We start from the raw sequence: 12323 nt of genomic DNA, 5'->3' as shown, positions 1-12323 counted from the left end.
CTCCATTAACTTTATTATATTACGACGGTTTTTGCTTTCTAATGGGAAAGGTAGAGAAGGGAATTACTTGTAGCGTTTTAGGTTGCCAAGAGTCTGCAGATAGATCGATGAGTTTGGCAAAGGCAAAAATGTCACAAGATTTAGATTTTGATAATTCAAAAAAGCGTGTATATTTATGTAGGAATCACTACAAAGATTGGAAAAAATCGTCCAAAGAGGACAGAGAAAATGAAAGAATGAGATGGAATTAGAAAACCATACAAACTACCTTAGAATAACATTTAACAATCCTCTTTCTTTTTCTTATCTTTGTACTATAAGAATCCTATATAACCGATTCTAGGAAGCTAATATGAAAAAAGTAATAAACAGCTTTATTTCAACTAAACTATCGACGAGTTGATTTAATGTTTGGCTTTGAGTAATCCCACTAAATTCATTAATACAAAGGAATTGGATCATAAAAGATGGTTCGTTAGGGTATTACTCTTATCATCCGTTCTGGTAATTTTATTTACTAAGGTATATTTGACCATATACGTGATTGATCTGGGAGTAGGAATCTACAGCATTTTAACTTCCTTTATATTATTTAACATCTTATTAATTTCGTATTTTCGATATAAAGATCCATACGTAAAAAATTATGAAAAGGTAATTCCTGAAAATGAAAAACCGCTGGTATCTATTGTTGTCCCTGTAAAAAATGAGGAAGCCGACATTAGTATATGCATACAGTCATGTATAGACCAAACCTATAAGAATAAGGAAATAATCGTAATAGACGATGGCAGTACAGACAAAACGGGCGAGATTCTCGACTGTATTAAAGATAAAAACAAAACAGTTAACCTGAGAATAGTACATCTGAAGGAAAGCCTTGGAAAGAAAAAGGCAATTGAGGCAGCTAGCAAGATTGCACACGGAGAGATATACGCTTTCATGGATAGCGATTGCGATATGGCTATTGATGCAACTGAAAAGGCGGTACAAATTTTTCACTCAGATAAACAGGTAGGAGCTCTTACTGGCCATGGACGAGTTAAAAACAGACACACTGGAGGATTTCGCGATCACTTTCTTGAAAAAATGCAAGACGTGTACGCCGATGGAGCTTGTAGGGCACAAAAAGGGATGGAAACCGTATTTTCATCCGTAAGTTGCTGTGCAGGTTCACTTAGTTTCTATAGACGGGTTGCTATTCAAGACTTTATACCTCTATGGGCACGAGACAGATTTTTAGGGATGGAATTTAAGTTTGCAACTGATAGGAGAATGACGGCATATGTTTTGTCGACTCGTCCTCCAAAGATTTCTAACAAATCTGTCAGCCAGCATTATGCCGAGATTCCAATCCTCAACAATGAAGGTACGGTCAAAAGGTCAATGTCAGAAAGTATGCTAGAAAATGAGAATGATCGAGATGAATCTAATCAAGAGATCCATGGATATTGGAAAGTTTTGTATTCCCAAAGGATAAGAGTAAACATTGGAGTTCCACCTACCATTGATTCTTTAATAAAGCAACAGGTAAGATGGAGAAAGAGTTTTATCAGAAGTTTATTTGCTGCTGGAGGTATTTTCTGGAAGAGACCGTTTTATGTTGCACTTTTATATTATTTGCAGACCTCAATGAAATTTATCAGGCCTTATATTGTGGCTACCACTGTAATTTTTATGCCTTTAGCTGGAGACTATATTACTCCTATTGTCTGGTTTGCAGGAGTATTATTTACCGGAATGATATATGGGGTTGATTTTAGGCTAAGAAATCCAGGCGATAAAAATTGGGTTTATAGGCCCTTTTTTCAGCTTTTATCGACCTATGTTTATACATGGTTGTTGATCTACGCTGCGATTACCATAAAGAAAACGGGTTGGAGATGAGCCTTGCGAATTAAAATTTTTGGAATTAATAAATAAGTGAACAAGTTTGAAATCAAAATTTGAATTTAAATATACAGACGTAGTTGTGGTAGCTCTAGCTATGACAATAGGTTTTTGTGTTATACTAATGAATTTGACAGGTCTATGGCCATGCCAGATACTAGAAGCCACTGGCCAATACTTTCAAATTGATACACTACAAAATTCAACAAGTTCAATAGACAAAATCATGTACGACATGCATAACTCGCTAGTAGGTCTTTTCCGCTGTGGCTAATTAATTCTTGTATAATTCATCCAAAACATTTTCTTAATCTTGTACGAAATTTAATCATATACGACAAGGATTACTTGCTAGTAGGTCTTTTCCGCTATAGTTAATTTTGTTTCGTTCATCCAAAACAATTTCTTCAAAGTATCGTAGTACTGTAATTTCAGAAATCTTTGGAGGGTCTATTTTTTTTCCTTCGACTAAATCCACGACCATCCTGGGGAAGTTGGCACCAGCCAAAGTTGTAAAAATTGTGCCGCCACCTAGACGAGGATTAATTTCTACCAATTTGAATTGACCTAACTTGTCTTTTTTCATCTGAATGCATGAAGGTCCAATTATTCTAAGTTTTTTCACTATCTTCATGGATTCCTCAATCAATTCTTTATCCAGAATAATCTTACCCTTTGTAGAAATACCACTTTTTGTTTGCAGTCTTACACGTGGAACTGAAATTATTGGATTACCTTCCAAATCACTCATGACATCAATTGTATATTCATCTCCAGGTAAGAATTCCTGGTAGATCATATTAGGGAACTTTGAGCAAATGTATCTCTTTTCTTGCTCGTCGTTTACCTGAATTACATCCCTACTGCCCTTCCCATAGCGCGGTTTTGCAATGAATGGATAGGTATCAATCTCATCGGGATTTAGAGTCGTGAAAGGGAGTCTAAAAATCTTGTTTAAGTGATTAAATGTATAAATCTTGTCTCTACAAATTTCCAAGATTTTTCTGTCACTCACTACAGGAATCACCCCATGTTTTTTCAATTTGGATTTGAATTCACTAAAGGGAAAAATATCGTAACCTGATGAAGGCATTAAAATCTCTATGTTGTATTTGTCGATTACGTTAAGCAGTACTTCCAAATAATCGTCTGCTTCAGCCTCCGGGATCACCTCATAGTAGTCAGATAGATAAAAACCTGCTGATAAACTGTTAGAATCCGTAGATAATATCTTGCCTTTAAAATCTGATAATCTCAATGATTTTATTGTATTTATTCCAGCAGGTGCAGAGGCACCGGGAATCAATACTGTGGATATTTTTCTACGCAATCGGCATCCGTTTTTAATACAGTTAAATTTGTTAATGATATAAATATTTTTGAATGTTTTAATTAAGAAAAATTATAAAACATATTTGCATAACTTTTTCATATAAAATTATGATGCTAAACATGAAAGAAGACTTGCATATCCATTGTAACTATAATGACCATTCCTCAATAGATTTAACAATACCCAATATCATAAACAAATCTGAATCCATAGGCCTAGAAAGGATAGCCATTACAGAGCATGTACGAAAAAATTCTGAATGGACCAAAAAATATATTGATGAGATAGACTCCTACATCCCTAGGACTAACGTCAAGATCCTTAAGGGATTTGAGGCCAAGATATTAGTGGATGGAGAAATTGATTGCCCGAATGAATATTTAAACAAAGATTACTTTATTATCGCTAGTTTTCACACAAGATACAACAAGGAAGTATGGTATGAGGGATTAACTAAAGCAATTAAGAATCCTAATGTTGATGTAATCGGGCATTTAGCTCCAGAAATTGATTTTAAAGTAAATGATAGAGAAATAAAAAATTTAGGAGATTTGATCGTTGCTAACGGGAAAAAAATAGAAATTAACTCAAAATACATACGTCCACCCAAGGAATTTTTGAAAATTTTTAAAGAATGTGGCGTAGAATTCCATCTCGGCAGTGACGCACATGCAATTAATGATATAGGGAATTTTAATAGAATAAATGATTTGATAAATCTTATAGAAGAGAAATAAGATATAGTTAAAAAGAAACTTAAATAGATAATAGTGATTAAGAGGTTTGGGAAGCAATACGGTAGCCACTATTGACGGTGACAGTAAATTAAGTGCAATATTCTCCAGATATCTGAACTCATCTGATTCAGATATTAGCAGATTTGTACAATCCATTCCGTCAAAGTTCGAGGATGCTGTTGATATTTTGAACAAGAATCCCTTACCTGAAACAGATGAATTTGTTGGTTCAAACCGAGAACTTCTTAAAAAGGTTGTAACAAATTTTCATACAAAGGCAGGAACTCTAAATGAAAAAACCAGAAACCAAATTGATTCTCTGACCAATAAAAGATCAAAAATAATCGTCGGAATTCATCAACCCAATTTATTCGCATTTAGTGGGGTTTTTAAGAAAATAGTATTATTGGAGACATTGGCAAATCGTTCCATCAGGAACAACGATACTATTGTTCCCCTGTTTCTAATAGTTGATCACGATTTTATGGATGATAAATGGATGCATGTGGCCAAACTACCTAGTATAAGAAATACCACTGGAGTACTTGATCTAAGATATCCAATCAATGATTCAAAAAGATGGAAAATCTCTAGCATGACTGAGTCCCCAACTCGCTCCCTGGTAAATTATTGGGAAAACCAAATATATAATTGGATAAAAAATAACAAGGATTTATCAAAGTCTGAAGTTAAGTCTCTTTATGAACGATTCAAAGAGTTTTGGAGTATAGTTGAAGAGGCATTTTTATTATCTGATAACTACTCTGAATTCAATTCAATTATCATGTCTAAAATTGTTAATAATTTTTGGAATTATAAAACATTATTTGTAAATTTATCAGATCTGTCCCAAGTATTTCAAAGGGGATATAACTTCCTTTTATCCGAGAATGAAAGGTATCTAAATTCCTTAGAGAAATCAGAATCCTATTTCAGGGAACATGGAATATATACAGGAGTTAGCGCAAACCTAAATAAACATTCTCCTTTGTGGTTACACTGTGATTGCGGCAGCAAGGCTTCCTCTAAAATAAGCAGGGAAGATAATGGAGAAATTTTGTTAATCGGCAAATGCATCTCTTGCAAGAAAAATTTATCGTTATCTATCGGTAAGAATGGGAAGATATCAATCCCCGAGGACAAGATTGAAATGGTATCACCACGGGCCATCCCGATTTTACTTCTGCTATCAAGAGAATTGGCAATTTCTGGATATATTTCAGGTATTGGTGGAAGTATAGGATATACAATAGTAGGAAAGAGAGTCTTTGATGAATTGCAAATAAAATTACCCCCTATGATGCTCTGGGCAGGTGCCGATGTTTTTACAGGAATCGCCCAAAGAGAAGCCTCAAGATATTTAGAGGAAAACGGAATATCAAATATGACAGAGTTCTTTATTCAAATCAATCAAAAGAATGATGAACTGAGGAAAAAAATTGAACCCTTAATATTAAAGCGAAATGAAATATACGAAAATAAAGCTCAATTACAGGATCTATTAAGCGATTTATTTTACTATAAACAGGAACAAAGGAAAGTAAAGGATATAATAAAGAATGTCCAAAAATCTAAAAATGCATTGAAACTAAGATCATGTATTATCGATTATGCTGTTAACATGGGGATTGAACATGTAGAGCATGAATGGTCTCACAAATTAGTTGAAAATAATGATTTAACCAAACCTGTGGTACTAAACTGAGTAATCTTCTGAATATTATAGTTCAATGAAAAGCATTAACGTTGTCGTAACCTCAGCCGGTGGAATTGTAGCACAAGGTATAATCAAGTCACTAAAATATCACAATAAATATTCAAGGCATAAGAGTCATGAATACAAAATCTTTGCCACAGATATAAGCTATGAGGCAGCCGGCTTATATAGGGCGCATAAATTCTCACTTATCCCGAAGCCAACGGCTAAAGAGTATCTTAATTCAGTTGTGAAAGTCTGTAACAGAAATAAGATTCAGATTCTGTTTATAGGGTCAGATGTAGAACTTCCCATATTATGTAAAAATAAAGAATTCATAGAGGATAAAACCGGCTCAATCGTCATAACAAGCCAGCCTCACATAGTAGAAATGTGCAGGGATAAATACAAGACAAATGAATTTTTACAAGAAAATAAGCTGAACTCCATTCCAACTTGTTTGAACCATGAAATAGACGGCTTTTTGAAGGATCATAAATTTCCACTTGTGGTAAAACCACGTGAAGGATTTGGCTCAAAGCTATTTCAGATTGTAAACTCTATCGAAGAGTTAGATTTTGCCAGTAAGGCAATAACACAGACAGGTTGGAAACCTATGATCCAAAAATATCTTAAAGGTGATGCTAACGAGTATACAACTGGGTTGACTCTAGGTAAGGAGAATAATCAGATCATGTCAACTATAACTCTAAAGAAAATACTAAAACACGGTCAGACCTATAAGGCGTTTATAGACAAGTATCCCAAAGTTACAAAAGTGTGTAATCAAATAGCCAAGAAATTAAAAACCTTTGGCCCCCTGAATATTCAATCTAGAATAGATGGGGACGACAATCAGGTTAAAATTATAGAAATAAACCCTCGTTTTTCAGCCTCAGGTCCTATGAGAACAGTAGCAGGCGTGAATGAACCTGACATAATGGTCAGGAACGTTTTGTTTAATGAAAATGTAAAAATTCAGGATCATAAATCACTTGTTTGCTTCAGATATTGGAACGAAACTTACATTGATAAGGAAAAATATGAAAAAGTAATGATCCAAAAAAGATATGTAAAGACTCTAAATTCTTCAATTATAGACTATTTCTGACTGTAAATTAAGGATTAAAAAGGTTAAAAGTTAAAAAAATTACCACTTTGAAATTCGGATTACCTCAAATGCCTCAGCGTATTTGCAATTCAATTGGTATCCCCTAAAGGCAGCTCGACCTTCTATTGCGCCAATCCAAATCGGCCCACATCTTAGTTGTTGAGATTCAAAACACTCTAGAGCTGATTTTTTTGGCTCCATATAGTCAGATATATCTATGAATAGCTGTGGTCTAAACGCTTGTTCTGTTATGCCCCCTGGAATGGTTGTTTCATACATATACAAGTCGGTAGTATCTCTGCTCCCTGAAATGACAGATTTGGTAAGTGCTTGGTGGTCTTGATGTGAATCTCCTATCCATTGAGTAAAGACTGCTACCGGTTTATAATCAACCATGTATTTGTCCATCAATCCAATTAGTTTTCTGCTATGTGTCATCTCTTCAGGAGGAAGGTCTAGAAAGTCTGGTTCTGGACATCCCATAACCTTTGATGATCTAACTGCCTCCATTCTCCTCTCATCCTTTTTATCACTCTGGGTAAAATTAGGTAAAGTGGCGATTACTAATTTCACATTATAACCAAGTCTAGATAGCTTTGATATGGTTCCTCCCATACCTATTTCCAAATCATCAGGATGAGCACCGAAAACTAGAATATTTTCACTTTTGACAGCATTAGACATTGGTTAATTCATCTTAGGGCTTTTATGATTTCACAATCTTTTTCTTCACAGGATTTATTAAGTTCCTTAGCATTTTGGAAATATTCTCTATAGTCCTCATCAATCTCCATGGCTGCTTGAAGTATCTTGCTTCTTATTGTGTTAGATGAATTGATAAACATCTTTGTATCTTTTGGAAGACAGTGACCTCCTATTCCATCTCTTGGTTCTAGTACTTCTACATTCCATTTTGTATTGAGTGATTCACGTAATTCTGAAAAACTAATGCTATTAGACTTACAATAAAGATAAAGCTCTTCTGCAAATGCTATTTGAAGATATCTATGAGCATTTTCTACTATTTTTGTTAGTTCTGCTACTTCAACTGATGATACTGGGTGCATTGGAATTGATAGACTTTTTATGCCAGCTGTAGATGTAGCTGTTTCTGTTGTTTGAGGCACTACCTCACGTCCATCATAAAAGTTAAGACCATGTTGCAAACAGCAGTTGCTTACACCACCTACAATACGTAATTGATTAACACCGTGAACTTCTTCTTCTAATGCATACCATCTATGTGGTGCATGTACAACATGTAGTCTATGGTCTACTTTTTCAAATACTCTTTTTGATGTACCCTTTGGTATAGTACTTTCAATTGATATTAATGCACCTGCTTTAGCTTCTCTAGATATCTTTTCAACAACAGACATCAAACCATCTACTTGTGGTGTAAACATATCGTCTGGTCTATGTGTAGATACGCAAATAATTAGTACGTCAAAATCACCAAAGTTGGTTGCTTGTTTTATTCCATAATTGGCTTCAGCTGACTGCATGGTTTTTTGATTTATATCATATCCAAAAGTATCAAAACCATGTTCTTTAACATACTTTGCAACTGGAAGACCAAGCTGGCCAAGTCCTATGATAACTACTTTGTTGCGCGTAAATGATAAATTTTTTGACTTATTTTCGTTGGACAAATATAGTCATAGTCAAATCATAAATTATTAAAGAATTAAGATACAATCAGCACGAAATAAATTTCTCAATATTATTATATTATTTAAATTCTGGAATCCATAGAAATTAGATGACTAAAATATGTGTTGAAATATAAAATAGTAAAAGGTTATATACTACGAAACGGGTCAAATTATTACGTGCTTAACAACTTAAGAAATAGATTTGATCCTATAATTGAAAAGGTAGGAAGAGGATTTGCAAGTTTAGGCTTTGGACCGAGCTTCTGGACATGGGTAGGATTAGGTCTTTCAATAATATCAGCTATTATGTTTTCTTTACATTCACCTGCGATTGGAGTGGACTATTACACTGCTACATTCTTAGGTAGTTTATTCCTTCTCTTTGCAGGCTTCTTTGATATCGTAGATGGAGCGGTGGCCCGCGTTACAAAGAGAACCTCTGCATTGGGTGGATACCTTGATTCAGTATTGGACAAAGTGTCTGAAATAATTATATTTATTGGTATCCTTATTGGCAGTTTTACAAACCCAGTACTCGTTTTAGTTGCCCTGTCACTATCAATGCTAGTTAGCTACACAAGAGCTCGCGGTGAAGGTTTAGGCGTAGACTTAAAAGGAAAGGGCATTGCAGAAAGAGCCGAAAGGATACTCATCATTGTCATTCTTGGATTCATACCATTCCAAGATAACATATCTGTAGCCCTTTGGATAATCTCAATCCTTGCAGCTATTACAGTTCTTGAGAGACTAAAAGTAGTTTCTGCTAAATTTGGGACTCCACTCTTTTCACTCCAAACGTTTAGAGACATGTCTAGCAGAAACCACGAATATGAGTCATCATCAGGTACCGTTACATCCAGACTTAACGAACCGCCAACATCTTTATCAAAAATTACAAAGAATGTCAATGATTATTTAGACAAACCAAATGATAAGAAAATGACAACTTCGAATACATATTCTAAACCATCTTCAACAACAACCACAACAACTACAACAAAAACACCACCACCACCACCACCACAACCATCTTCAACTACAACAAAGACACCACCACCACAACCATCTTCAACTACAACAAAGACACCACCACCACAACCATCTTCAACTACAACAAAGAAGGCGGAATTTTTGGACGGTACTGATCCAAACGAAACTGGAAGAAATGTTGCTCATATTATTTTTGACCAAGAGGGCGAGGATGAGGTTTATAAGAAGTTTACAAAGAGTAATACAGCATCAAATACATCAAGTAATACAGAAGGTGACACTAGTAATACAGCATCAAATACATCAAGTAATACAGAAGGTGACACTAGTAATACAGCATCAAATACATCAAGTAATACAGAAGGTGACAATCACAACGACACAAAGCCTGCAACTAATGAAGATAAGAAACCAGAGAATAACTCTTAACAACAAAAAATTTTTTTAAATTAAAAATCAAGTAATATTTCCCAAGCAATATTCTTTGCTTGATGGTAAATATACTTCATGAAAGTTTAAAAGTTCAAGACTTTAGCGTCTTGAAAATTACTAGCCTAATTTTCCTGAGTTTCGTCTATCGTTTTCCGATCTTACTTTTACTATACCTCGGTGTACTGCACAAGAAACACAATAAAATTTGACATCTGTTGAAGGGGCAATATACGCACCTTGTGCCTTCAATTCTTTTGCTAACTGAGGCTCTACCAGGGTGATCCTTCCTGTAATTTTCTTTGCTTTATCTCTGGGGACCATTGCACCGCATTGACTGCAATGAACAGTTCCTGAACTCCCTTTTCCACCTTTAGTTCTTCCCCTGCTGGTTCTTTTCTTAGGCATCCATTAATTTTGAAACTATTCCTATCCTTTAAATCTTATGATAACCTTATTATGTTGCTTTAAAATTTTGAAGTAAGAAAGATAAAGTTCATGAAAGTCTGTATTGCGTCGCATGTGGCCCTAGATGAGATAATAGCCCTAGATGGCGAAAAGACTCAAAGTCTTGGAGGGCCAGTTTGCTATGGATCCCGATTAGCAAAAACATTCAGCTTTGATACTTTTGCTGCTACTAAGGTTGGTAACGATATAGTTGATAAATCACAATTGTTAAGAGATTGCAACATATTTTTGAGAGAAAATCAAATTGACAAGTTGAATCCTACAACCAAATTTAGACTAGTTCTTAATAAAGATACCGAGCGCCAGCTTTTTCTCTTATCGAGTTGTTCAGAGATTAACGCTAGTGATTTTGAGGATAGTGATGCCTACTTGTTGAGTCCAATATTTGAAGAAATTTCTCAAAACACGCTCCGGAAAGTGGTGGATAATTACAGAGATAGTTTCATAATGATTGATCCTCAAGGGTTTCTCCGATATAAAAACAATGAGGGGTTAATCTCAAACAGGAAGAGCATGGATTTAGATCTTAATGGAGTGACGGCCATTAAAGCCGACCCGGAGGAATTATCGGCTCTTACCGGAGGAACTACATCCATAGAAGGAATGTTAATGCTACGAGACAAGTTTAATCTTCAATTTGTAATATCAACAGGTAGTAATAGCATTATTTTTTTACATAAAAATATTGTCTATACAATAAAGTTCAAAAAAATCGATAGTCCCGATCATACAGGCCTGGGCGACATTCTCGCGACCGGATTCACATGCGCTTATCTAAAAGAACGAGACCCGCTTTGGGCAATATGTTTTGGAGCTGGATCCGTAATTTCTTCGCTGGAATCAAAAAAAAAGGGAGTTCAAAAAGTTCCAGAAAGAATGAATTTAATCGAAAGATTTGCTTCTTACTTCTATAATACTATAAAATTTAAGGTAGTTGATTAGGGCAGAAAAATGGAAATAAAAACAAACTTTATTAAATTACCTTAATCAAACAAAGATTCATTATAATGCGAATTGCTTTGTCAGGATTTACCGGTAAAGATTCAACCATATTGAACCAAGTGGTAAAAACACTAGAAGAATCACACATTCAGACACAGATCATGAATACTTCGAACCAAGATGTGGCTAAAGATGTTGACATGGTATTAGTACCTGGCGGCGACAGGGGTATTCTCAATTACTTTCACAAAACATCGGTCCAGTCAGCTCCTGTTTTGGGCTTGTATGAATCGAATTCTACCGGGTTTCTGGCTCAGATTGATGTTAAAGGCATTGATCTGATAAAGGAATCACTAAAGTCCGGTAACTACGAAATAAGGGAAGAAGAAAGGTTGGCTGTTAAGGTAGATGGAAAAGAAATAGAGCCGGTCCTTAATGACGTTGCAATATTTTCTAACAAGAGTGCTATCCTGATGGAACATTTTCTCAGAATAAACAATAAAGATATTTGGCATGATAACAGTGATGGGGTAATTATTGCTACTCCAATTGGTTCCACTGCGTACGCAATGTCAGCGGGTGGGCCAATTATACTCCAAAATTCACACGTTGTTGTAGTAGTTTCAGTCAACTCATTGGACAATACTAGACGCCCTCTCATCGTTTCTGATGAATGTTTTGTAGAGATAGTAGATATAACGTCAAGTCACCATTGTGAAGTAATCTTGGACGGAACATCTCGTGTAAAGATTACAGATAAATTGCAATGTAACAAACATGAATTTCCTGCCAGGTTAGTAACGCTTAACAACAATTATTCTGCCACCAGAATAATAGAGAAAAAAGTAAAGTACGCTGAAGATCTTTTACGTATGCCACCAAGTGCAAAATTAATTCTCAAAACACTAGAATATGAGGGCGCCATGACGCAAAAAGATTTGATTAATAAGACTATGCTGCCTGAGAGAACGATTAGGTTATCTTTATCTCACTTGTTAAATAGGGGCTATGTAAAAAAGAAAATTTCTCTCAGAGATGCCAGACAAAAAATCTATGAGTTAAAAATCTAACA

Annotated in this window: 13 protein-coding genes; 9 read left to right on the top strand and 4 right to left on the bottom strand. The window is 35.1% G+C overall.

All coding sequences use genetic code 11. The features are described 5' to 3' along the window. Nucleotides 1–41 precede the first annotated feature (41 nt). From NMY3_RS10985 to NMY3_RS10975, 3 genes are all read left to right on the top strand, one after another. Nucleotides 42–251, top strand: coding sequence for a hypothetical protein (locus NMY3_RS10985; protein WP_196815900.1), 210 nt, complete (start codon nt 42–44; stop codon nt 249–251). Nucleotides 252–411: 160 nt separating this feature from the next. Then, nucleotides 412–1887: a glycosyltransferase family 2 protein gene (locus tag NMY3_RS10980; RefSeq protein ID WP_196815899.1), complete on the top strand. Its 1476-nt coding sequence runs from the start codon at nt 412–414 to the stop codon at nt 1885–1887. Nucleotides 1888–1933: 46 nt separating this feature from the next. Continuing rightward, nucleotides 1934–2164 (top strand): hypothetical protein, encoded by a 231-nt coding sequence (locus NMY3_RS10975; RefSeq protein ID WP_196815898.1) that lies wholly within the window; start codon nt 1934–1936, stop codon nt 2162–2164. Between the two features lie 54 nt (nt 2165–2218). Here the strand turns inward: NMY3_RS10975 and NMY3_RS10970 are convergent, their stop codons facing one another. Further along, complete coding sequence (locus tag NMY3_RS10970; protein WP_196815897.1) at nt 2219–3220, bottom strand: ATP-grasp domain-containing protein; 1002 nt, start codon at nt 3218–3220, stop codon at nt 2219–2221. Nucleotides 3221–3342: 122 nt separating this feature from the next. On the opposite strand from NMY3_RS10970, the gene NMY3_RS10965 reads away from it, so the two are divergent. The 3 genes from NMY3_RS10965 to NMY3_RS10955 are packed head-to-tail and all read left to right on the top strand — an operon-like array spanning nt 3343 to nt 6767. After that, nucleotides 3343–3960, top strand: coding sequence for a PHP domain-containing protein (locus NMY3_RS10965; RefSeq protein WP_196815896.1), 618 nt, complete (start codon nt 3343–3345; stop codon nt 3958–3960). Between the two features lie 46 nt (nt 3961–4006). Beyond that, nucleotides 4007–5665 carry a bacillithiol biosynthesis protein BshC gene (bshC, locus tag NMY3_RS10960; protein WP_196815895.1) on the top strand — a complete coding sequence of 553 codons (1659 nt, stop codon included), beginning with the start codon at nt 4007–4009 and terminating at the stop codon, nt 5663–5665. 25 nt (nt 5666–5690) lie between these two features. After that, complete coding sequence (locus NMY3_RS10955) at nt 5691–6767, top strand: ATP-grasp domain-containing protein (RefSeq protein WP_196815894.1); 1077 nt, start codon at nt 5691–5693, stop codon at nt 6765–6767. Between the two features lie 39 nt (nt 6768–6806). Here the strand turns inward: NMY3_RS10955 and NMY3_RS10950 are convergent, their stop codons facing one another. Continuing rightward, entirely contained in the window at nt 6807–7451 is a 645-nt protein-coding gene (locus NMY3_RS10950; protein ID WP_196815893.1) for a PIG-L deacetylase family protein, read from the bottom strand. Between the two features lie 8 nt (nt 7452–7459). Beyond that, nucleotides 7460–8419, bottom strand: a complete 960-nt coding sequence (locus NMY3_RS10945; RefSeq protein ID WP_196815892.1) for an NAD(P)-binding domain-containing protein — start codon at nt 8417–8419, stop codon at nt 7460–7462. A 126-nt stretch (nt 8420–8545) separates the two neighbouring features. Between NMY3_RS10945 and NMY3_RS10940 the strand changes: the two genes are divergently transcribed. Then, the gene (locus NMY3_RS10940) at nt 8546–9841 is read left to right on the top strand and encodes a CDP-alcohol phosphatidyltransferase family protein (RefSeq protein WP_231100021.1); all 1296 of its coding nucleotides are present in this window, start codon (nt 8546–8548) and stop codon (nt 9839–9841) included. Nucleotides 9842–9961: 120 nt separating this feature from the next. Here the strand turns inward: NMY3_RS10940 and NMY3_RS10935 are convergent, their stop codons facing one another. Beyond that, nucleotides 9962–10249: a 30S ribosomal protein S26e gene (locus NMY3_RS10935; RefSeq protein WP_196815891.1), complete on the bottom strand. Its 288-nt coding sequence runs from the start codon at nt 10247–10249 to the stop codon at nt 9962–9964. 90 nt (nt 10250–10339) lie between these two features. On the opposite strand from NMY3_RS10935, the gene NMY3_RS10930 reads away from it, so the two are divergent. Both NMY3_RS10930 and NMY3_RS10925 read left to right on the top strand, forming a co-directional pair. Next, nucleotides 10340–11251, top strand: coding sequence for a PfkB family carbohydrate kinase (locus NMY3_RS10930; RefSeq protein ID WP_196815890.1), 912 nt, complete (start codon nt 10340–10342; stop codon nt 11249–11251). Between the two features lie 65 nt (nt 11252–11316). Beyond that, nucleotides 11317–12321, top strand: coding sequence for an NAD(+)/NADH kinase (locus NMY3_RS10925; RefSeq protein ID WP_196815889.1), 1005 nt, complete (start codon nt 11317–11319; stop codon nt 12319–12321). Nucleotides 12322–12323: the final 2 nt, after the last annotated feature.

This window comes from Candidatus Nitrosocosmicus oleophilus, assembly GCF_000802205.1.
Lineage (GTDB): Archaea > Thermoproteota > Nitrososphaeria > Nitrososphaerales > Nitrososphaeraceae > Nitrosocosmicus > Nitrosocosmicus oleophilus.
This window is presented reverse-complemented; position numbering and strand designations above follow the sequence as displayed.

Excerpts from the sequence above, each read along its gene's own strand:
- NMY3_RS10985 (WP_196815900.1), top strand. The coding sequence starts at position 42 with ATGGGAAAGGTAGAGAAGGGAATTACTTGTAGCGTTTTAGGTTGCCAA.
- NMY3_RS10965 (WP_196815896.1), top strand. The coding sequence starts at position 3,343 with ATGAAAGAAGACTTGCATATCCATTGTAACTATAATGACCATTCCTCA.
- NMY3_RS10955 (WP_196815894.1), top strand. The coding sequence starts at position 5,691 with ATGAAAAGCATTAACGTTGTCGTAACCTCAGCCGGTGGAATTGTAGCA.
- NMY3_RS10950 (WP_196815893.1), bottom strand. The coding sequence starts at position 7,451 with ATGTCTAATGCTGTCAAAAGTGAAAATATTCTAGTTTTCGGTGCTCAT.
- NMY3_RS10935 (WP_196815891.1), bottom strand. The coding sequence starts at position 10,249 with ATGCCTAAGAAAAGAACCAGCAGGGGAAGAACTAAAGGTGGAAAAGGG.
- NMY3_RS10930 (WP_196815890.1), top strand. The coding sequence starts at position 10,340 with ATGAAAGTCTGTATTGCGTCGCATGTGGCCCTAGATGAGATAATAGCC.
- NMY3_RS10925 (WP_196815889.1), top strand. The coding sequence starts at position 11,317 with ATGCGAATTGCTTTGTCAGGATTTACCGGTAAAGATTCAACCATATTG.